Here is a 21,352-nt window from a genome sequence, read left to right as displayed (position 1 = left end):
GAAGCTCCATTTTACTGTACATCAGCGCTAATAATTTTTGTTATTGGAAACTTAGATTTAACATTTTCTATTAAAGCGACCGTTTTTGAAGCTTCAGAAACGCTAACAGCTTGACTATCATCTCCATTAATTAGAGATAGAAAATCAGTTAGCATATCTAAGTACATTTGATTTGGTTCCCAAGAGGGATCGCTAAATAGCAACTTCTCACTTCCATTTGTACATATTCTAATTTCATTCGCGACTAGATCCCACTCAACAACTCCCGCGTGGGAGATAATTTTGCATCTACGGCTTACTTTTTGCTGCAAGAAATCCAAATGAACATTCAAACATACACCATGTTTTGCTAGAAAAAGAAGATCAGCACTATCCTCTACATCAATCTCAAGTTCTCCAGAATTTTTAAGCAATGCGTACTGCAAATCTAGTTCGCCAAATATCCACTGAGCATAATCCAATTCATGACTGAGCTCTAACAGTACGCCACCTCCTAATTTACTCTGTGCAGATACCGTTTCTCGGTAGTCTTTATGCGGACGCCAATCTGGTAAATACTGACCCATATCTATTGAACAATGATAAATTTTACCAAACATACCTGATAGGATATATTCCTTCATTTTCTTCGCAGATGACAAGTATCTGATACAGTACCCAACAGCAACTGGTGTGCTAAAGCTTGCTATCGCGCTCTCTAGCTCTTGCGTATCTTGTTCATTGGTACAAACTGGCTTTTCAATTAGTACAGGAATACCTGCTTGGATCAAAGGTATCGCGTGAGAGCTATGAAAGGGAGCGGGCGAAGCTATAACTATAAGCTCAACTTTTAATTCGATGAGCTGTGAAACTGACTCAACGATATAATCGACATCAGCAGGTACAGCTTCTGGCTTACGACCGCTTGATGACATTGCGTAGACAACTGCTTTTGGAAAAAGTGACCTGAGATTTCTACGGTGACGAGTTGCTATATTACCAAACCCGATAACTGCGACTCTATCCATTAGTCTAGACCTAAAGTTTGAATATCTGACTGTGCTCGACGAAAATCATCCATTCGCCCAATATCAAGCCAATACTCATGGATAGGGAACATAAGCACTCGCCCATCACCATTAAAATACATCTCCAATAAACTTGGCATGTCAACATGGTAGTTTTTTGGTACTAAGCTTACAATTTTTTGAGAAATAACATAAATACCAGCATTAATGAAATAACGCTGAGTTGGCTTTTCTTCAATACCACTCACTTTCATTCCATTGCCTTTTACAACGCCGTAAGGGATCTGATAGTCGTATTCTCTTACGCACATAGTTGCATCAGCATCATTTGTTTCATGGAAGTCTAGTAATCGTTCATAATCAACATTAGTTAATATATCCCCATTAATCATAACAACGGGCAGATTTTCAGGTAAGTTCTTCGGTAGAAGCCCCAACGCACCGCCAGTTCCTAAAGGCTCACTCTCATGGACGTAAGTGATATTTACACCTAACGAGGAGCCATCACCAAAGTACTGTTCAATGATTTCTGGCATATAATGCGTTGATATATAAAAATTTGAAAAGCCTGCTTTGATAAAGCTTTGTATTGTGACTTCTAATATTGGTTTGTCGCCAACTTTCAGCATCGGCTTAGGACAGTTATCAGTTAAAGGTCTTAATCTAGTCCCAAAGCCACCTGCCATGATGAAAACAGGGTTATTGCGTTTTTCAACTAAAAAGGTATCGTACAATGTTTTGAGTCCAACCACTCTGCCTTCATCGTCAACAATAGGTAACGATAGAATTTCATTTTCCTTCATCATTTTTTGTAGTTCATTACTGCTTAATGAGGTGCAGGCTGTAATAGGGTTACGGTTCATTATTTCTTCAACAATACATGACAGCTCAGTACCTTTTAGTATCGCTCGTCTTATATCCCCATCAGTTACCACACCTTTTAGAACCCCATTTTTCGCGACGATAGCCAGTCGTAATGCTTCTTTATCAATGACGGAAAGTGCTGTTTTGATCGAGTCATTAGGGCTGATTACGATGTTCTCCCAGTTTTTAATACTCACCATCTGCTCCTTTGCAAAAACTTTTTGCTCCATAAACTACTTTCCTAGATGGAATAGAATGCGTGACGTTTGCACCTACTCCGATGATAGTTTCGGCGCCAATTGTGACGTTGTTAATAATACTGGCACCAGTCGCTATATGAACGCACTTTTCTAACACAACCTGACCACTTAATGTTACTCCTGGAGCTATATGACAATGCTCACTAATATCACAATCATGCTCGACTGTTGCAGAGGTATTGACGATGCTATTTTCGCCTATTCTCGAGCCGATGTTAATAACCGCATTTTGCATCACTTGAGCTCCTGCTTCTAACACAGCGTGTTCTGATACGATGGCTGAGTCAGCAACGATAGTAGCAAATGAATACCCCAAATCTCGATAGCGATTATAGAGTAAACGCCTCAATGACTGCCTAGGCATTGCTCCGATACCGTTGACTAGCAATACGTCTTTAGGATTAAAATCTAATACCGCATCGTCACTATCAAAGTGGCGCACACCTGTAAAAATGCCATGCCCTGCAACTACTTCTGGGGCAACGACACCAACTAACTCTTTTCCTTGTGAACACAGAATATCCGCAAGAACGGCAGCATGCCCCCCAGCCCCTAACATAAGGTAACTGCTCTTACTCATCGATTAAATCACCAGCCTCGTACCCTTTACTACTTTCTTTGCCCAGATAGCTCCAGTATTTTGACGGCTCAATGCCGTGACCAGGCCTTTTGATCGTTAAGTTGTTAGAGGTAAAACTTTCCCCAACTGAAATTGCTTTTGCAGCAACAAGGCTCTTTCTAGCGACCACTTTATTCTTTATTTCTGTTGGTCTAGGCCCTTTGATGCCATCACCTAATACTTTCTCAACAGTACGAATACCATCCACCATTGACGCAAGTTCCTCAGGGTCTAACGATGCTTTATGATCGGGCCCTGGTAATGACTTATCTAACGTAAAGTGCTTTTCTATTAACACTGCCCCCTTTGCCACTGCAGATATCGGTACAATAATACCTTCACTATGGTCAGAATATCCCACAGCAAGTTTAAAGCTATTTGCAATAGTATCCATTGCGTTCAAGTTTATATCTTCGGAAGGAGCTGGGTATTCCGTTGTACAATGAAGTACAATTACTTTTTCTTTCAAAAGCTTTTTTCCTTCATCTGAAAAATATGCCGCCTGCACTTTTTCATCTGTAGGGCTGTCCTCTTGATTCACGTAGCCAAACGCAATCATTCCTAAAGCTGCTTCAATTTCTGCCAATGTCGCCATCCCCGTTGACACAATTAAATCACAGCCTGTACGGGCATGCTCAAGTACCAAAGGAGCGTTAGTTAACTCACCTGATGGTAATTTCAAACGTTTTAAGCCTAAATCATTCACTAAGAAGTTTAAACTTTCTGAATCAAACGCAGTAGATAAAAACTCAATACCAAGATTATTACAGTACTCCACCAATTGATGGTGTACCTCATAGCTTAGTTCTAGCCGTTTAAGCATACTAAACTGTGACTCTTGAATACCAGTATTTGCTACCTGATATTCAGCCTGCTGTGCAGACTCCGTCACTAAATTTTTGGCTTTGAACGTTTGAAACTTAACGATATCAGCACCGGCTTTATGGGCAGCATCAACTAATGCAAAGGCAAGCTCTTCATTGCCATTATGATTTACTCCAGCTTCAGCAATTATCAATGTCATTATATTATCTCCTTAATTAGCATAAACGCCTCAGCTGCTTCAGAGTTGCACTGAACTCCCCTAACTCTTGCAAGAGATTCAAGAGCCAAACGTGACCTAGGGAATGGGAATTCCCCAACTTCTGATTTAAATATTTCCAGTATATCGAGTTTTTTATCTAAGAACCCAGAGATATCCACATAAGTTGTAGCTCTGAAGCCTGAATCTTCTGGCTTCAGCCCAAAATCTGTTTCTGACATTGTTTCATATGCTAAAACTCTTTTTACGAATGGGTATCGAAATGACTTGGTCGAAGACATTACTGCATCATAAACGATTTCATGGTCACTATGTGCATCATTTCTATATGGAGTAAACACAACCTCGGGCTTTACCTCTGAGACTACCTGTGCGATAGGCCCGATAACGTCCCCCTTAGCCAACATTTCCAGCCTTGCTGGGGGTAACATGAGCTCATGTACTTTGGTAAAGTTATAACACTGAGCCACTTTAAGAATTTCTTCTTGTCTTTTAGCAATTTGAGCTTCGGAAAAGCCTGCTTCTTTAGTCATACCTGTCACTACGAGCCAATGAACTTGATAACCTTGCTCACTTAACTTTAATATTGTGCCACCACAACCCAACGTTTCATCATCTGCATGGGGAGCCACAACTAAAACACTTTTCACAAATAATCTCCCACATCTATATCCTCTAAAACCACGTCATGAAGCCAAATAGCTTGTGTTCCAGCGGCCTTAACCAAAATGCTACTCCCTCTTTTCTCCAGTACTTTTCCTGGTTCGATATTTGCGGGAACAGTCTGTTGTAGTATTTCTGAACGGCGTACTTGCACTAGATTTTCTTTGCATAAAAGCTCAGCGCATGGATAAGGAGGTGCAAGAGCACGTACCAGATTATGGATCGACTCAGCCGACATTCTAAAATCAATTAGTCCATCTTTGCGTGAGCGCTTCCGCCAATATGTTGCATTTTGCTGGTCTTGTTCAGCAAATACGGCAGAGCCTTCCAAAAGACTCTTTGTAAAGTCTATGATTTGTTGTTGTGCCGTGTGCAGAATTTTATTGTATAAAGACTGTGCATTTTCATCCATATCAATCTTTATCGGCTCCTGACTAATAATCGGACCAGAATCAGCCCCACTATCCATTTTAAAAAATGTCGATGCAGTCTCGCTCAGTCCTAAAGCCAATGCCCATATGATTGGATGACGACCTCTATTTTGCGGTAGCTTTGCAGGGTGGAACCCAATAATGCCTTGTTTGGGCATTGCTAATAACTCTTCATCAAGCAAATAACTCCAACCAACACAATAAATAATATCCAAATCGAAGTCGCTTAAAAATGCTTTAGATGCAGCCTTATTTTTTGAATCTTCATAATGAAAGGGTATATTTCTGTCACCGCAAACAGGAGACAAGTCGCAAAAATCAGCATTCACCGCTGAGTTTTTTTTAGTCACGACGGCACATACTTCAACACCTTCAATACTTAGTAGTGTCTCTAGTGCCATTCTGCTTGAGTGAACACATCCAATAAAACCAACTCGCATTGTGCCTCTAATTATAAATCGTAGAATGTTTTATAAACTAAATTTTCTAAAGGAAAACTAAGTAGTTGCGAAAGAATTTTGTTTGAACTATCACCATCACCATATGGGTTAATAGCTGTAGCACATTGCTTTTTAAACTTCTTAGAAGTTGCTACTTCCAAACTGTAGAGAATTGCATTCTTATCATCAGTACAATGCAAAACTGTATCTCCCGATATACGCCCTTTTTGTCTGTCGCCAATATTTATTGTCGGAACATTGAACGTAGGAGCCTCAATTAAACCACTTGAAGAATTGCCTATAACTAAATCGCAATGTTTCAACAAGCTTAAATAACGCAGCTGCCCTAAAGATTGCACCAACAATACTCTTGTAGAATGCTTTTCTTTGAACTCATTCAATAAAGAGATCAGAGCTCGGCCATGTGTATCTGCGTTGGGGTATGAAATAATTAACTTATAATCGTTGTATTCTTCAAGCGCACTAAGCAAATTTTCCAAGCCTTGTGAAGCTCCACTTTTATCAAGAGTTACAGGGTGATATGTGACGACAATATAAGAACTAGAGGAGACATCAAAATTAATTGCCCGCGATAATGCTTCTCTATCCAACAACTCAAGCGACTTTATGCTATCGATTCCAGGGGCGCCGTAGTTAAATACCTTGCTTGGATCCTCTCCTAGTTGGATGACCCGCTTTCTATATGTTTCTGTGGCTGTAAAATGAAGATGCGACATTTTGGTAAGCGAGTGCCTAACGGCTTCATCAATTAGCCCCTCGGTAGTTTCACCACCATGTATATGTGCGACCGGGATCTGTGCGACCATGGCTGCCTGAGTAATAGCCATTGACTCGAACCGGTCACCAAGCACTACTAACAAGTCTGGCTGATTTCTTTCAAATGCTTCTGAAGCACTTATAAGTGCTAGCCCCATTGATTTAGAAATGCCCACAGGGCTGTCAGAAGATAATAAAAATTCAAGTCTTTCTGATACGTCAAAACCATCATTTTCTATTTGATTTATTGTCTTGCCAAACTCTGGAGATAGGTGCATCCCTCCAACAATTAGCTGAAGCTCTGCCCGTTCAGACTCATGAAGCCCTTTAATAATCCAATATAGAAGCCCATATTCAGCTCGAGTGCCGGTAAATACAGCTATTTTTCTCATATACTTCTCACTACAGGTGTACTTGGAATATTAATAAGGTGCGCCTCTAAATACTCTGAATTCGTCAAATCACCTCTCAGAGCATTCTCAAACATAGGTAAACGATGCATCAATTGCCAAACAGGCCTAGTCATCACACCAGCCTTGTTTGCATGCTTGAGTATCTCATTGCGCTTCTCTACATCAGAGCAAACAATTGCATTTAACCAATAGTTCGACTTAGCGTACTCAGGCTCAGTAACAAACTTTACATCGCTACCTGCAAAAAATTCCTTATAGTGACAAGCAAGCTTGCGTTTTTGCTCCAAAAACGTATCAAGAACTTCCATTTGCGCACACCCCAAGGCCGCGTTGATATTTGGCATGCGATAATTAAATCCCGGCTCATCATGGAAAAACTCGTAAGAGTGAGGAACCTTTGCGGTAGTCGTTATGTACTTAGTTCGCTGCCCACCTTCCTCGTTTGCACACAGCACCATTCCACCACCACCTGTTGTGATAATTTTGTTTCCATTGAAGCTTACTGCACTAAAATCGCCAAAAGTTCCTGTATGCCTGCCTTTGTAGTAAGAGCCTAAACTCTCTGCAGCATCTTCGACTAACGTAATCCCCCATTTTCTGCATACAAGTATAAGCTCATCTAATTCAGCAGGGTGCCCAAAAGTATGCATTGGAACAATAGCTTTAATGCGCTGGCCCGTTAACTTATGATGACAGCCACTTTCTGTTACTTCTGCGTTCTCAGCTAAATAGTTTTCAACAGCAATAGGGCACAGACTCAAACTTATATGAGACACATCAACAAATATTGGTTCTGCGCCCATATGGTAAAGAGCATTACAAGTTGCAACAAACGTTAGTGCTTGGGTAATAACCAAGTCACCTCGTTCTACCCCTGCCATATATAACGCAGTGTGTAATGCAGCAGTACCATTTACAGTAGCAACAGCTTTCGCCGCACCAGTAAAAGCCTCTATCTTGCGCTCAAAGTCATCAACAAACTTGCCAACACTAGAAACAAAGGTGCTATCAATTGTTTCCTTTACATACTTATTTTCATTACCGCTAAAAGTAGGTGCATGAAGTGGAATAAATTCGTTGGTTGAGTATGTATCCCGTACAAAGTCAACAAAGCTGTTACAATCCATATATTTCACCTACATTTTACCGTCTAGGTATTTACCAGTCTCTTTGTGGCCAAAGTCAGGAATCATCTTGAAGAAAAGTTCAACAATTTGCTCTTTATTCCAGACGCGATCGGCCTTCATTTGTGCAATTTGCTCTTCAAATAAAGTCAACAGTTCTTCTTTGTAGAGTGGCTCATTTTTGATTACTCCTAAATTCTCAAAACGCGCCATGTCCAGCACTTCTTTGTCAGTGAAGAATTCTTCAAAGTCTTTTTCGCCAGTGGTATCACTTTCAGTGAACAAGCAAGGCCACTTTCCGTGTTCAGCTAAAGTCCTTACCATTTCACGTGCTTCGTCTTCACTGGCACACAAGTGAGGCTCATAATCTCTCTGTTTCAGATACCTCACAGCAATGTCAGCAAAAGTAATCAGGTGCAATGACTCGCTTAATTTTGGAAAATAAATATCTCTATTCTCACCGAAGATGCATGACATTAGGCAAAGTTCGCCTGACTCTTGAGGGGTCACAAAGTAGCGTTTGATGTCGCTTGGTGCAACAATGGGCTGTTTCTTTTGCAACCGTTGATTAAACCCATGTAACAGTGAGCCATCTGAAAAAGCCACATTTGCGAAGCGAGCAGTCGAAATATTAATTTGCTCACTACGGCGCATTAGAAACATTTCCATAATCCGCTTCGATGCCCCCATCATATTGACAGGGTTAGCTGCTTTGTCTGTTGAAACACAAAAATATTTTTTTACGCCTGCATCAATCGACTGCTGGATAGTTTTATCTGTATTGAAAACATTTACATCAATCATACGCATCAATGTAAAAGGGTCCTTTTCGCTTCGAACATGCTTAAGTGCTGACAAGTTCAATACATAGTCATATTGGCCATCAGCTTTGATAAACGCATCATATTCGATTGAACCAATATCAAGTGCAAACGTCTGAAAATCACCATTGATGTAACCAAATGAACTTCGGATATCTCGAACAAGCTCAACCATATTATTTTCGCTGATGTCTACAACATGCAGCTTAGATGGATTACGCTTAAAAATTTCTTTGGTTACAGCTTGGCCAATAGAGCCCGCTCCCCCAAGCACAAGAAATCTTGATTGTGACACGATACGAGCTAATTCAGCCTCGTTTTTGCTTATATCCTGAAAAAACAGTTCTTCATTGCGACCAATTAAAGGAAGGATGTTACTCATTTACCAAATCCCTTTTGTATCGATTAAATATTCTGAGTGAATTTGAGACGCTTTAAACTCTTTATGGTCGACTAAAACCACATGGATGTTTGAATTTTCTTGCGCTACTTTCAAGTCCGCTAATTCTACATTTTCTAAAGTACCTGTTAGATTGGCGATATTTGGTTCTACAGCGAGAACAGCTCCTTGGTGGAACTCAGATATGCATTTGGTAATGTTTAATGCAGGACTCTCGCGTAAATCGTCAATATCTGGTTTAAAAGCTAACCCGTAACAAGCAATGGTCACGTCCTTAGCTGTTTTGTCAGGGTTATCTTGTAGGTAATCGGAAATAGCTAATTTTACTTTTTCAATTACCCAGCTAGGTTTAGCATCATTAACTTTGCGAGCAGTATGGATCAGATTAGCTTCGTTGGGAGTTTTACTCACTATAAACCAAGGGTCCACTGCAATACAGTGACCACCTACGCCAGGGCCCGGTTGCAAAATGTTAATCCGAGGGTGACGGTTTGCTAGAGCAATAAGCTCCCACACATTTATATCTAACTTATCACATATGACTGATAGTTCATTTGCAAAAGCTATTTGCACATCTCTGCAAGAGTTCTCTGTTAGTTTCGCCATTTCAGCAGTTCGAGTGTTAGTAATCACACACTCACCCTTAACAAAGGTTTTGTACAACTCAACAGCCTGATTGGAGCACTTTGGTGTCATACCACCAATCACTCTGTCGTTTTCTACTAACTCACGCACTACATGTCCAGGCAATACGCGCTCAGGGCAGTGTGCAATATTAATATCCGCATGTTCTCCAGCTTTTTGTGGGAAAGTTAAGTCAGGGCGAGCTGTGGCAAGCCACTCGGCCATTTGCTCTGTAGCTCCGACAGGAGAGGTCGACTCAAGGACCACCAAATCGCCTTTTTTAAGCACAGGTGCGATTGCTTCACTCGCCTTTTGAATATACGTTAAGTCTGGCTCTGGGATTTTCGAGTCATTATTTTTGAACGGAGTTGGCACTGCTATTAAAAATGCGTCTGCTGGTTCTGGTGTGAATGTAGCCTTTAAAAAACCTTCTTTTACCGCCGCATGCACGAGCATATCAAGGTCGGGTTCGACTATGTGAATTTCACCCTTATTGATAGTATTAATGGCATGTTGACTTACGTCTACACCGATTACTTTCTTCTTACGAGAGGCAAACATCGCTGCCGTTGGTAAGCCAATATAGCCCAAACCAACGACTGAAATTGTGTTAAATGACATACTTTCCCTTTGAAACTTTATAATTTAAAACCGCTTCTATATCGCTTAATTTGCTAAAATGTCGCAGATTCTTTGACATGCATTGCCGTCACCATACGGATTATGAGCTCGACTCATTTGAGCGTAACTTGCTTCATTGACCAATAGTTCGTTTAACGACGAGGTGATTACTTCAACATCGGTCCCCACTAACTTTACCGTCCCAGCTTCCACCGCTTCAGGACGTTCTGTTGTATCTCGCATAACGAGTACGGGTTTACCTAAGCTAGGTGCTTCTTCTTGAATACCACCTGAGTCGGTTAAAATAATATATGCTCTATTCATCAAATAAACAAAAGGAAGATACTGCTGAGGCTCAATAAGATGAACATTATTCACCTCTCCCAAAATACGCGTTACAGGCTCTTGGACATTGGGATTTAAATGGACAGGATAAAGAATTTGACAGTCAGGATGAGTACTTGCAGTTTGAGCAAGCGCTTCACAAATACGTTCAAAGCCCCCCCCAAAACTTTCTCGACGATGGCCTGTAACCAGAATTAGTTTTTTGCTTTCGTCCAACATCGGAAACTGGGCTGCTAACGTTTTACTAAGATCACTGTCAGCCTCTATTTGTTGCTTTACCATCAACAAAGCATCAATTACGGTATTTCCCGTCACAGAAATATGCTCACAGGCATAGTTCTCTGTTAACAAATTTTGTTTTGATGTCTCTGTTGGTGCAAAGTGATATTTGGCCAGCGCGCCAGTTAATTTTCGGTTTGCTTCCTCAGGCCATGGCGAGTATATATTTCCCGTGCGAAGGCCCGCTTCTACGTGACCTACCGAGATTTGTTCATAATAAGCAGCTAGACTCGCAGCAAATGTTGTCGCCGTGTCTCCATGGACCAATACAACGTCAGGCTTAAACTCTTTAAGTACCGGGGTAAACTCCAATAGAATTCGGCTTGTCACCTCAGGTAAAGTTTGGCCTGCTTTCATCAAATTTAAGTCGTAATCAGGGGTAATTTTAAATAACTCTAATACCTGATCCAGCATCTCTCTGTGCTGTGCAGTAACACACACCTTGGTTTCAAAGCGCGTATCTTGTTCTAGAGCATGGACCAAAGGCGCCATTTTAATCGCTTCAGGTCTTGTTCCAAATACTGTAAGTACTTTCACAGGTTGTCCCTTTTTGTTTCTTATGCTGATTTTTTGGAAATTATCAATTGGTTGTTACAAAGAGAAGTAAGTAACGAATTGCTACTGCTAGGTTCTTCTAATTTAGACTTATATCTGCCTTTTGAAGCAAAAATCCCCTTAATTTGAAGACACCTCACCATGAAGCCACTGCGAAGAACATGGACATGACGCTACACCTTTCTCCCACAGCCACTGCGCTTCCCACACAGTAATTAAATTCACCCCTTCTATGCCACTTATAAGAAAACTTAAAAGGGCCAGAAGAAAAGTCACTTAACCGCCTTGCCGCACGCTAGTGACTTTATTCTCATCATCAGGATATCGTACTAGTACAGTTCTAGTTCTTTATGCTTTATCCGACTTATACTCATAGTTGTAATAACCATAGTAACCGTAAGCATTCGAAGACTTTCGTACCACTCCGTTAAATACAACGCCTTTAACATCAATTCCATTTTGCTCAAATCGATTACGCGTGATTTCTAGCTCTTTGACATGGTTTTGACCAAAGCGTGTAACAAGTAAAGTTGTACCAGCATGAGCGCCAACGATTGCAGGGTCGGTTACAGCTAAAATTGGTGGTGTATCCACTATGACTAAGTCATACATTTTACTCACTTCAGCTATTAGCTTGCTAAAGTTTTCATGCATTAATAACTCAGACGGATTAGGTGGAATTTGACCTCGCGTTATTACATGAAGACCATCGACTTGACTTGGCTTAATGACTTGCGCGAGGTTTAGCCTACCGGATAAGTAATCACTTAAACCATCGTCCCATTTCATAGCGAATTGAGTTTGTAAATAACCTTTTCGCATATCCGCATCTATCACCAGAATGCGCTTGTCGCTCTGAGCCAGTACAGTAGCAAGGTTAACAGTAATAAAGGATTTACCTACGCCAGGACTTGGACCAGAAATAGCAATAACATTATTTTTTGCTTCTAGCATTGCGAAGTGCAAACTAGTACGTAGACTTCTCAATGCTTCGATAGATAAGTCTGCTGGGTTATCCATCGCCAATATTGATTTAGCCTTCCCTATTTTGCCCTTTCTGGCTTTGGCAAAGCCTGTGAGCTTCATTTGATATTCTGAAAATGGCACACTTGCATACACAGGTAACCCTAATCCTTCAATGTCACTAGGATCTTCAATTCCCTTATGTAATGCTTTTTGAATTAGAACGATTGCAATTGCCAGCATCCCGCCAAACATGGTGGCCATTATCACAACTAATGCCTTCTTAGGTTTTACTGGCTGAGTCGTGTTTACTTCTGCATAATCAACAATACGTACATTACCAACCGTACCAGCTCGAACAATGTCAAGCTCCTGGGTTTTGGCGAGAAGTAACGTGTAAATCTCATTATTAACTTCTACATCACGCTTTAAACGTAATAGCTCTCGTTGTGTTTCAGGTAGCCCTTGTACTTCACCAGCTAACTCATTACGCTGACGTTTAACCGTGTCAATCTGCTCAACGACGCCACGATATGATGGGTGTTCTCGTTTAAATTTACGCCCTAGTTCAAGTCGTTTTAATTCAAGCTCTTGCAGCTTAGTTTCTAATGCAACTATTTGCTCTAAAACACCCTGTGTCTCTAAGCTAATATCAATTGATTCTTGACGTATCTGATAATCATTAAAAGCTTTTTCCGCACGCTCTAGACTGCGTTTAACTTCCGGTAGCTGAACCTCTAAAAATTCCAGAGATTGTTGCGCTTCCGCACTATTGCGCTCTACATTACGGCGTACATAAATACCGGCGACTTTATCTAGAACTTTTTCTGCGTAATCAGGGCTTTTATCTTGAAGCGATAAGTTGATGATACCCGAGTCTTTGCCCTTTTCAGACGCGGATATTGTGCTTTGTAGGTCCAAAATGGTTTGTAGGCGATTGCGTTTAACAATCGAAAACTCAGTATTAGGGCGAGCGATGAGCGTTTTTATAGTAAGCTCAAAAGCCCCTTGTTTTGCGTCTGCTCCAACTTTCCCATTAAGAATCTCTTCACCACTACTGGTCAGTAAGGCAAATGAATCACCTTCCCTTGCTTGTAGAACAAACGCGTTACCAATTGCACTTTTCGGTACTTTGAAGCGGTGGATCTCAACTTTCTCGCCACCCCAAGCATATGAATCAGCACCAAAGCTTGCCTCTGCAACTTCTCCTTCTGCTTGTGCTACAAATTTGCGATAACTTCTTCCCCCAAAGAGAGGAAAAAGTTTAGGCTCAACAACGGTATCAAGATTTAATGTATCAACGGCTTCACCAATCACACTTCTTGATTTCAATAGTTCGATTTCCGTTACCGCCGCAGAGGTGCTTTCAAACATACCTGACATATCGTCGAAACCAGGGACTGAGCCGCCTTTTTCCTCGACTTGTACCATAGCGGTAGCTTGATAGATTGGTGTACTAAAAATGGCATATGCAACACCAAGCAACATAAATAAGGCCGTAACACCAGCGATAAACCATTTAGCATCAAGTAATGCTCCGAAAAGCGCCATCAAGTCAATTTCTTGAGTTTCCTCACGCTGAGACTTTTGCGGAGAGATTAAATTTGGCTGAGCATTCATATACCCACTTTTCCTTATAAATACTTTTGCCAAGCGCCGCAGGCGCTTTCGATAAGCTCATAAACGTGTGCAAACGCCTCTCTGGATTGGCGATATGGGTCTGGAATTTCTTTGTCTCCAATCCATTTGCCAAGCAAAAACGTTTTGCCACGAGCTTGAGGGTAACGGTTACACAGGTCCTCTAGATGTCTGTGTTCCATTACTAAAATAAGACTGTTTTGTGAGACCAAGGTAGCGCCTAACTGACGACCTTGATGCTCGCTCATGTCGACTCCTTGTTCTTTAGCCAGCTCTTGCGCAATCGCGTCGGCTGATTTTCCCTCTAAAGCAGTTAAACCGGCCGATGATACTTTTACATTTTTACCTGCCAATTTACTTTTCAGCAGGTATTCTGCTGTAGGACTGCGACAAATATTGCCAGCGCAGACCATTAAAACGCTATCAAACATGAGCTCTCACAATTACTGATTTTCTATATCTTGAATTGCATCCACTGTTGATAGTGAAGGCAATAGCAAACTAATCACTTTATTCCAACGTGCAAGCGGTGCACTGGTTACATAAACGATGTCTTGTGGTTCCAATTCAAACTGCTCAGCCAACACTAATGATGCCACATTATTGGCATGTAACTGATATACGTCTGCAAGTACACCATCTTTTTGTAAATCGCGCTTACGCAGTACAAACACCCCATTTGCATCGGCTGTACGCTCATTGAAGCCACCCACATCAGTTAACGCCTCAGCTAAACTCAACCCATAACGGTTGACGTCTACTTTACCAGCTTTAATAACGTCACCTAAAACATAGACATTACGCTTGTCATTACGGCTTATGTGCACAATGTCACCATCTTGTAGCAAACGGTTTTGGGAGATATCCCCCTCAGAGTAAAAGTCATCAAGCTGGATTACTTCTGTTTTGCTGCCATGCGTAAATGTTACTGTTTCCCAATCTGCACTCTCAGTTAAACCACCAGCATGATTAATTGCGTCAATTAACGTTACTGGCGTTTCTGTGATTGGATAGACACCGGGTTTGGTCACCTCACCAGTAACGTAGGCTTTCTGGCTCTTGAAACCTACAACTTTCACGTCTATCTGTGGCTCTTCAATAACACGACTCAGCCTTTTAGCAAGGTCGTTGCGAAGCTCATTTACTGTGCGGCCTGCTGCTGGAACTTTTGGCGCATAAGCAAAGTTAATCGTACCATCTGCTTGCACTCTAAAACCGTCAAATTCTGCGGTTCTTTGTACTGCAGCAGGAATAGTAAGTTCAGGGTGATCCCACACACCAATGGTAATAACGTCACCAACACCCAAACGATACTCATAATTTGAAACATCAATACCTGCAAGTGATGAACGATCAATTTGATTGGTTCTTTTTATCTTATGCTCTTGAACAAGCTGAGAATCAATGATGTGAATATTTACCTTTTCTAGATCGCGCTCAAGGTTCGCAGTTTGTTCGCCAGACCCAATTCCTTCAAAATGACCGCCAGGTACTAATGTACATCCACTCATTGCTAGTAGTAATGTAGAGGCAATGATCGTTTTACAGCTTTGCGCCATTGTATCTTCCCAATAATGTATTCTTAATTATTGTTACCGAACAAAATATCAGCAACACCTTTTTTTGATGGCTAATTAAACCACGCACTAGTGTTAATCGCAAGTAAGCACACTATTTAGCCTGCTCTCTAAAAAGTCGGTATTCATGAGTTCAAGTACAACTAAAAAGACGCATACGTAGGCCGTTTTCAACTTACTATATTTAAAATTTAAAAAATTCAGCCTAACGATAGTAGATGAATTTATGGCTCAGATTCAGTTATACTGTTTTCAGGCACGCTTCCGCCCTTAGGTCACAGCTCCTAATTGCTGATAAGTGGTTGATCTTACTTCTCAACCTATGTTGCAATCGATGCAACATCTATTTTTTAATATCTATATTGATTACCGCTTTTTATGCACACAAAAATACAAAACTGGTGTAAAAAAACAACACCCTAGTGATTGCTTACTAACCAAAAAATCCATATAAAACCTGGATCAGCGAATATAAAGCTACCCCCAGCTACCATTATATTTGAAATATTCATGAACTTACTCAGCAGTTTGCAACCCGATATACAGATTATATCTTCTTGAAAGAGCCATTATCCACAACAACTTGCGCGTGCTGGTTGAGTAGTTTAATCAATAACACACTGCGAATATCACCTTCAGGCTGATGGTAAATGGCAAGCAAATCTTTGTAGTAACCTTCTGAAATTTGAACAATATCACCTTGTGTTATTTCACAGTCGAGTTCAGGTGTATTATGCTGCTTAAATTGCTCAACCAGCCCATCTGGAACGACTTGAAGTTTAGTTCCATAACGGACGAAGTCTGAAATACCGCGCGTGTATTTTACCGCAGAAAAATGAACAGAATATGGATCAAGCTTTACAAAAAGATAACGAGGAAACAACGGCTGCTCAATTAATGGAGAATTAGCAGTTTTCCGTTTTGTGTATTTGGGGTAACAACACTCTATCCCTTGATTGGACAGATTTGCCTGAGCCCTAGCTTCTTGTTTAGGCTTGCAATAGAGTAAATACCAGCGTTCCATGCAACAATCCATTGTTAAGTATACGGTTCCAAATAATGGTGCCAATTATACGTGAATCATATTGAGTGTCCATAGGCTTAAAGGTCAATTGACACTTTACTTTACAAGCATTTGGGCCAACCACCTCCAGTGGTGAGCGGTCCAACCATCCCATTTAAGTCAACAAACCTAGTAACTAAATTACTAAACAGCAACTGCTTCTATTGTTAATCACACCTAAAGATATCTCTGGTGTAGACTTTATCTTGTACGTCCATCAGCTCATCCACCATTCTATTTGAAATAATAATATCACTGCGCTCTTTCAGCACATCTAATGATTTAACTACTTCTGAATGATAGAAGTGCCCCCCAGCAAAGCTAGGTTCATACACAATAACAGCTACGCCCTTAGCTTTAATTCGTTTCATTATCCCTTGTATCGCAGAAGCCCTAAAATTATCCGAGCCAGACTTCATGACTAGCCTATATATTCCAACCACTTCAGGGTTTTTAGCAAGAATTGAGTTTGCAATGAAATCTTTGCGTGTAGTGTTTGCCTCTACAATGGCCGCAATCATGTTATTTGGCACATCTTTATAATTGGCCAAAAGCTGCTTAGTATCTTTAGGTAAACAGTAACCACCATAGCCGAATGAAGGGTTATTGTAATGGTTACCTATGCGAGGGTCTAAGCCTACTCCTTCAATAATTTGGCGGCTGCATAAACCATGTGTCTCTGCATAGCTGTCTAACTCATTGAAGTAAGCAACACGCATGGCCAAATAGGTATTCGAGAACAGTTTGATCGCTTCAGCTTCAGTTGAATCCGTAAATAAAACTGGAATATCTTCTTTTTTAGCGCCTTGCACCAACAACTCAGCAAACTGCTTAGCTCGTTCACACTCTCCACCAACAATCACCCTAGAAGGATATAAATTGTCATAAAGTGCCTTTCCTTCACGCAAAAACTCGGGAGAAAAAGTCAGGTTCTCTATGCCAAACTTTTCTCTGATACTCTTTGTATAACCTACAGGAACAGTTGATTTAATGAACACAGACGCAGAAGGTGCAAATTCCATCACATCTTTAATTACTGCCTCAACAGACGATGTATCAAAGTAGTTAGTCTCTGGGTCATAGTCAGTAGGCGTTGCGATAACGATAATTTCAGCGCTTTCATATGCCAGCTTTTTATCCGTTGTCGCTGTTAAATGAAGATCTCTTCGTGCTAGGAAGTCTGAAACATCTTTATCTTCTATCGGAGAAAGGCCGCTGTTTAGCATATCGACCTTTTCTTTTACGATATCTAACGCAATGACTTTGTTATTCTGGGCGAATAAGATTGCATTAGATAAACCTACATAACCGGTGCCAACAACCGTAATGTTTAAAGGTGTTCCATTTTGCATGCGTTGTAGAATCTTCAAGCTTTACGCTTTCTATACCACTTCAATAATCGCCAAACGTGTAAAATGGCGTAATTATAGAGGAAAAATATACCTAAAAAGGTGAAAAACATGATGGATTCAGATACAGCGAGAAGCTCACCTAAAATGCCTACAACCGCAAACAGAATACCAATAAGAGAGATCACAAACAGTGCTTGTCTGGATGTAAAGCCAGCTCTTAGAAAAATGTGATGCAAATGGTCTCTATCTGGACTAAATGGTGATTTACCCTTTCTTACGCGGCGAATAATAATTGCAGCCATATCCATCAACGGTACAGCAACTACCCATAAAGCAGTGACAGGGCGGAACGCACTCACTTCACCTTGCGTATTAGTAACAAGTAGCCACACAACAGTGAAACCAATAAACATACTACCAGCATCACCCATAAATATCTTTTTAAATTGTGTGCCAAATACACCTAAGTTAAAAATCAGATAAGGAACAAGCGAGACAACCAATAAGATTGAGATCAAGCTCGTTTGACCGCTATTGAACAGGAGAATAGAAATAGCTGTGAGCGTGATGATTGCCATAGAACCCAACAAACCATCAATGCCATCAACCATATTAAACGCATTGATCATACCAATGACTGCAACATAGGTGAATATCACACCAAACCAAGCTAGATTGATGTCGCCAAAAAAGAGGATGTTACCTAAGTCTTGAATGTAACTATCCACTGAGAAAATCATTAGCGATGCTACTACTACCTGGAAAAACACTCTGAATCTAACACTTAGATCGTGTTTATCATCCATAACGCCTAATATCACCATCAGGCCAGAAGCAAATAAGTAGCTGGCAAGTTCTGTACTAAATGGGAAGAATAGACTTGCAGTGATCAGCACACTACTGAACACAGCAATACCACCAATCAGAGGAATGTTCCCTTCATGCTTTTTTCTTTCGTTTGGTTTATCGACTAAGTTGAATCGAATAGCCACTGGTCGCACTAAGCCAATCGTTGCTAAAGTCATAGCAAACGAGAAAAACAAGGCTAACATGAGCTCCATTAAAGACTCCCCAACTTCATATGTATTCTTCCACTTAAAGTTAAAATATTTAAACCACCGAATAAAACCACTACACTCGAGGCATATACATACAAAAGCAATGCTCGAAGTCTCACTCAAAGTTCTGCATTATATCTGATGAGAGTTATGAGTGCACTATGAAAACCTCAATCCACCACATGTTTTACTGGGAAATGAGGTAAAAAAAAACAGTTTAGTTGTTATTATTTGTTAAGCCAAAAATAACTATTGAAAAAGCATCGAGAATGAGCAACATGTTATTGCTGTAGTCGTTCAGAATCCAACCAGCTCTATACGACAGAAACAAACTGTCGTTGTTATTTATATACAAGCAAAAACATACCATCACCTTATGTTAACATTTCATATCGTATTGCTTTCAATTATCAGGTTTATTGATCTTTTTTAATTCTGTATAATCCTGCTTCTTTTGTATTTATGGGATGTCTACCTAAATGACTAACTCAACTTTAAGCATGCGTAAAGAGCCGCCAGAATTTGGCGAGTTAGTTCGGTTCATGTGGTCAGCAAAATTAGTAATATTAGGCATCAGCTTTGCCTGCGCTATTATGGGTGTTGTACTTGCGTTAAGCTTACCGAGTACTTATCGTTCAACAGCAATCCTGGCATCTACTCAAAGCCTTAAAAGTAACTCCGGCGACATGGGAGGGCAACTGGGTGGTCTTGCTGCGCTTGCTGGTATCTCAGCTACAAATGACAATGGATTTAAAACGGAAGTAGCACTGGCCAAGCTGGTGAGTAAAAGCTTTCTATACAAGTTTATCGATGATAATGATTTGCGAGTACCTTTGTTGGCATCCGATTATTGGGAACCAGAAACAAACACTCTACACCTAGACAGTGAAATATATGACGATAAAAGCAATAAATTCATAAACCTAACAGAAAGCAAACAACTTTGGGAAGCATATATCAAGCTGACAGACTCGCTTACAATTGATAAAGAAAAAAGCGGCCTATATAGCATATCGTATGAACATCACTCCCCTTATATTGCTCAGGATATACTCAAGCAGCTAGTGGTCGAGCTAAACGCTACTATGCAGCGTTACGATATTGATCAGGCAAAGAAAAGTATCGAATACTTAAATAATAAGTTAGAACAAACTAACGTTTCTGATATGCAGGTTGTTTTTTATCGCTTGATAGAGGAGCAAACGAAGCAAAAGATGCTGACCGAAATCGAGGATGAATACATTCTAACAACTATCGATCCACCAAGTTTTCCTGATGAAAAGAGTGGCCCTAAAAGAGCTTTTATCGTGATTATCTGTACCTTTCTTGGTGGCTTGTTTGTTTCAATGATTTATCTAGTTCGGTTTTACATCGCGAGAAATAAATGAAGCAACTGTCACTAGCCACTGTCTTTATGCCCACACACAATCGCTTAAAAAGCCCGAAACGTGCGGTTAGGAGTGTAGGGCCTCAGTGCTATGATAATTGGGAGCGTATAATTGGGAGCTCATAATTGTCAACGATGGTTTTTCTGATGGCACAGTTGAATACCATGAGTAGCTACAAAGTAGTAAGAACAGGGTGTTTCATAATCCATCAGCCAAGGCACATGCCACACTAGAAACGTTGCAATAGAAAATACCAATGGCCATTTCATTGATGAGTTTACTACAGACAGACAGCAGGCTATTTAAGTCACTATGAAAAAATCACTCAATAAGAAAATCCACTCCGGTGAGCAATTTGAAAATATCCGAACGCAAGCTTTGAATTTCGCTAAACCAGTTGCAATTTCATTTGTAAACCCATTTTCTTATTACGAACTTCAGCAACGCGACGATCTTGTCGATGGTATTGATTACTTTTTCTCTGATGGCGCATTGCTATGCAAGCTACATAACCTATTTTTGCCAAAAATAACGCGTGCCAGCTTCGACTACAGTTCAATAGCCGGATCATTTCTACAGTATGTAAGTGACAGCAAACTGAATCTCGCTGTGATTGGAGCGACAGAGCCTGAGAACTGTAAAGCGGTCGAGGTATTAAGACAGCAATATCCAAATATCAATATTTGCTACCATCGCAATGGTTATATTAAAGACGCTAGCGCTGTATATAATGAGCTTGAAGCGCACGATATTGACGTTGTTTTGGTTGGTATGGGAACACCTTATCAAGAGGCTTTTTGCGCAAACGGCAAAAAGGCACTTGCACGGCCAATGCTGTTTATTACTTGTGGTGGCTTCTTAACTCAGACATCTATTAAACCTGATTACTATCATCCTATGATTAAAAAGTTGGGATTGCGTTGGTTACAAAGAGTCGTAATGCATAAGCATGTACGAGATAGAGTAATTCGCCAATATCCTAAATTTGTAGTTTGCTACCTTTACAACATGATCACAAAGAGATAAGC

Annotated in this window: 19 protein-coding genes; 2 read left to right on the top strand and 17 right to left on the bottom strand. The window is 40.5% G+C overall.

What is annotated here, in order from left to right:
• Positions 1-11: 11 nt before the first annotated feature.
• The 17 genes from L1070_RS05495 to wecA all read right to left on the bottom strand — a co-directional run bounded on the left by L1070_RS05495 (position 12) and on the right by wecA (position 18,939).
• Positions 12-1,007, bottom strand: a complete 996-nt coding sequence (locus L1070_RS05495) for a Gfo/Idh/MocA family oxidoreductase (RefSeq protein ID WP_237124772.1) — start codon at positions 1,005-1,007, stop codon at positions 12-14.
• Positions 1,007-2,101: a nucleotidyltransferase family protein gene (locus L1070_RS05490; RefSeq protein ID WP_237124771.1), complete on the bottom strand. Its 1,095-nt coding sequence runs from the start codon at positions 2,099-2,101 to the stop codon at positions 1,007-1,009. The genes L1070_RS05495 and L1070_RS05490 overlap by 1 nt, the downstream gene beginning before the upstream one ends.
• Positions 2,058-2,711: an acetyltransferase gene (locus L1070_RS05485; RefSeq protein ID WP_237124770.1), complete on the bottom strand. Its 654-nt coding sequence runs from the start codon at positions 2,709-2,711 to the stop codon at positions 2,058-2,060. The genes L1070_RS05490 and L1070_RS05485 overlap by 44 nt, the downstream gene beginning before the upstream one ends.
• Positions 2,704-3,774: an N-acetylneuraminate synthase gene (gene neuB / locus L1070_RS05480; RefSeq protein WP_237124769.1), complete on the bottom strand. Its 1,071-nt coding sequence runs from the start codon at positions 3,772-3,774 to the stop codon at positions 2,704-2,706. The genes L1070_RS05485 and neuB overlap by 8 nt, the downstream gene beginning before the upstream one ends.
• Positions 3,774-4,442: a PIG-L family deacetylase gene (locus tag L1070_RS05475; protein WP_237124768.1), complete on the bottom strand. Its 669-nt coding sequence runs from the start codon at positions 4,440-4,442 to the stop codon at positions 3,774-3,776. The genes neuB and L1070_RS05475 overlap by 1 nt, the downstream gene beginning before the upstream one ends.
• Complete coding sequence (locus L1070_RS05470) at positions 4,439-5,287, bottom strand: formyltransferase family protein (RefSeq protein ID WP_237124767.1); 849 nt, start codon at positions 5,285-5,287, stop codon at positions 4,439-4,441. Before L1070_RS05470 ends, L1070_RS05475 begins: the two co-directional genes overlap by 4 nt.
• Before the next feature lie 50 nt (positions 5,288-5,337).
• Positions 5,338-6,495, bottom strand: coding sequence for a UDP-N-acetylglucosamine 2-epimerase (gene neuC, locus L1070_RS05465; RefSeq protein ID WP_237124766.1), 1,158 nt, complete (start codon positions 6,493-6,495; stop codon positions 5,338-5,340).
• Entirely contained in the window at positions 6,492-7,643 is a 1,152-nt protein-coding gene (locus tag L1070_RS05460; RefSeq protein ID WP_237124765.1) for a LegC family aminotransferase, read from the bottom strand. The genes neuC and L1070_RS05460 overlap by 4 nt, the downstream gene beginning before the upstream one ends.
• Before the next feature lie 9 nt (positions 7,644-7,652).
• A complete protein-coding gene (locus L1070_RS05455) occupies positions 7,653-8,843 on the bottom strand; it encodes a UDP-N-acetylglucosamine 4,6-dehydratase (protein WP_237124764.1) in 1,191 nt (396 codons plus the stop codon).
• Positions 8,844-10,106, bottom strand: a complete 1,263-nt coding sequence (wecC, locus tag L1070_RS05450; RefSeq protein ID WP_237124763.1) for a UDP-N-acetyl-D-mannosamine dehydrogenase — start codon at positions 10,104-10,106, stop codon at positions 8,844-8,846. It lies immediately after the preceding gene.
• A 45-nt stretch (positions 10,107-10,151) separates the two neighbouring features.
• Entirely contained in the window at positions 10,152-11,267 is a 1,116-nt protein-coding gene (wecB, locus tag L1070_RS05445) for a UDP-N-acetylglucosamine 2-epimerase (non-hydrolyzing) (protein ID WP_343221735.1), read from the bottom strand.
• Positions 11,268-11,633: 366 nt separating this feature from the next.
• Positions 11,634-13,868, bottom strand: a complete 2,235-nt coding sequence (locus tag L1070_RS05440; RefSeq protein ID WP_237124762.1) for a polysaccharide biosynthesis tyrosine autokinase — start codon at positions 13,866-13,868, stop codon at positions 11,634-11,636.
• Between the two features lie 14 nt (positions 13,869-13,882).
• Complete coding sequence (locus L1070_RS05435) at positions 13,883-14,317, bottom strand: low molecular weight protein-tyrosine-phosphatase (protein WP_237124761.1); 435 nt, start codon at positions 14,315-14,317, stop codon at positions 13,883-13,885.
• Positions 14,318-14,329: 12 nt separating this feature from the next.
• A complete protein-coding gene (locus L1070_RS05430) occupies positions 14,330-15,445 on the bottom strand; it encodes a polysaccharide export protein (protein ID WP_237124760.1) in 1,116 nt (371 codons plus the stop codon).
• Positions 15,446-16,010: 565 nt separating this feature from the next.
• Complete coding sequence (gene rfaH, locus L1070_RS05425; RefSeq protein WP_237124759.1) at positions 16,011-16,487, bottom strand: transcription/translation regulatory transformer protein RfaH; 477 nt, start codon at positions 16,485-16,487, stop codon at positions 16,011-16,013.
• Positions 16,488-16,693: 206 nt separating this feature from the next.
• Entirely contained in the window at positions 16,694-17,878 is a 1,185-nt protein-coding gene (locus tag L1070_RS05420; protein ID WP_237124758.1) for a nucleotide sugar dehydrogenase, read from the bottom strand.
• 14 nt (positions 17,879-17,892) lie between these two features.
• Positions 17,893-18,939, bottom strand: coding sequence for a UDP-N-acetylglucosamine--undecaprenyl-phosphate N-acetylglucosaminephosphotransferase (wecA, locus tag L1070_RS05415; protein ID WP_070983244.1), 1,047 nt, complete (start codon positions 18,937-18,939; stop codon positions 17,893-17,895).
• A gap of 476 nt (positions 18,940-19,415) precedes the next feature.
• Between wecA and L1070_RS05410 the strand changes: the two genes are divergently transcribed.
• Together L1070_RS05410 and L1070_RS05405 are read left to right on the top strand one after the other, a co-directional pair.
• Positions 19,416-20,324: a Wzz/FepE/Etk N-terminal domain-containing protein gene (locus L1070_RS05410; RefSeq protein WP_237124757.1), complete on the top strand. Its 909-nt coding sequence runs from the start codon at positions 19,416-19,418 to the stop codon at positions 20,322-20,324.
• 312 nt (positions 20,325-20,636) lie between these two features.
• Positions 20,637-21,350 carry a WecB/TagA/CpsF family glycosyltransferase gene (locus L1070_RS05405; RefSeq protein ID WP_237124756.1) on the top strand — a complete coding sequence of 238 codons (714 nt, stop codon included), beginning with the start codon at positions 20,637-20,639 and terminating at the stop codon, positions 21,348-21,350.
• Positions 21,351-21,352 lie beyond the last annotated feature (2 nt).

Origin of the sequence: Pseudoalteromonas sp. MMG022 (genome assembly GCF_021654245.1) — a bacterium.
Lineage (GTDB): Bacteria > Pseudomonadota > Gammaproteobacteria > Enterobacterales > Alteromonadaceae > Pseudoalteromonas > Pseudoalteromonas amylolytica.
This window is presented reverse-complemented; position numbering and strand designations above follow the sequence as displayed.

Excerpts from the sequence above, each read along its gene's own strand:
- L1070_RS05495 (WP_237124772.1), bottom strand. The coding sequence starts at position 1,007 with ATGGATAGAGTCGCAGTTATCGGGTTTGGTAATATAGCAACTCGTCAC.
- L1070_RS05490 (WP_237124771.1), bottom strand. The coding sequence starts at position 2,101 with ATGGAGCAAAAAGTTTTTGCAAAGGAGCAGATGGTGAGTATTAAAAAC.
- L1070_RS05485 (WP_237124770.1), bottom strand. The coding sequence starts at position 2,711 with ATGAGTAAGAGCAGTTACCTTATGTTAGGGGCTGGGGGGCATGCTGCC.
- neuB (WP_237124769.1), bottom strand. The coding sequence starts at position 3,774 with ATGACATTGATAATTGCTGAAGCTGGAGTAAATCATAATGGCAATGAA.
- L1070_RS05470 (WP_237124767.1), bottom strand. The coding sequence starts at position 5,287 with ATGGCACTAGAGACACTACTAAGTATTGAAGGTGTTGAAGTATGTGCC.
- neuC (WP_237124766.1), bottom strand. The coding sequence starts at position 6,495 with ATGAGAAAAATAGCTGTATTTACCGGCACTCGAGCTGAATATGGGCTT.
- L1070_RS05460 (WP_237124765.1), bottom strand. The coding sequence starts at position 7,643 with ATGGATTGTAACAGCTTTGTTGACTTTGTACGGGATACATACTCAACC.
- L1070_RS05455 (WP_237124764.1), bottom strand. The coding sequence starts at position 8,843 with ATGAGTAACATCCTTCCTTTAATTGGTCGCAATGAAGAACTGTTTTTT.
- wecC (WP_237124763.1), bottom strand. The coding sequence starts at position 10,106 with ATGTCATTTAACACAATTTCAGTCGTTGGTTTGGGCTATATTGGCTTA.
- L1070_RS05440 (WP_237124762.1), bottom strand. The coding sequence starts at position 13,868 with ATGAATGCTCAGCCAAATTTAATCTCTCCGCAAAAGTCTCAGCGTGAG.
- L1070_RS05435 (WP_237124761.1), bottom strand. The coding sequence starts at position 14,317 with ATGTTTGATAGCGTTTTAATGGTCTGCGCTGGCAATATTTGTCGCAGT.
- L1070_RS05430 (WP_237124760.1), bottom strand. The coding sequence starts at position 15,445 with ATGGCGCAAAGCTGTAAAACGATCATTGCCTCTACATTACTACTAGCA.
- rfaH (WP_237124759.1), bottom strand. The coding sequence starts at position 16,487 with ATGGAACGCTGGTATTTACTCTATTGCAAGCCTAAACAAGAAGCTAGG.
- L1070_RS05420 (WP_237124758.1), bottom strand. The coding sequence starts at position 17,878 with ATGCAAAATGGAACACCTTTAAACATTACGGTTGTTGGCACCGGTTAT.
- wecA (WP_070983244.1), bottom strand. The coding sequence starts at position 18,939 with ATGGAGCTCATGTTAGCCTTGTTTTTCTCGTTTGCTATGACTTTAGCA.
- L1070_RS05410 (WP_237124757.1), top strand. The coding sequence starts at position 19,416 with ATGACTAACTCAACTTTAAGCATGCGTAAAGAGCCGCCAGAATTTGGC.
- L1070_RS05405 (WP_237124756.1), top strand. The coding sequence starts at position 20,637 with ATGAAAAAATCACTCAATAAGAAAATCCACTCCGGTGAGCAATTTGAA.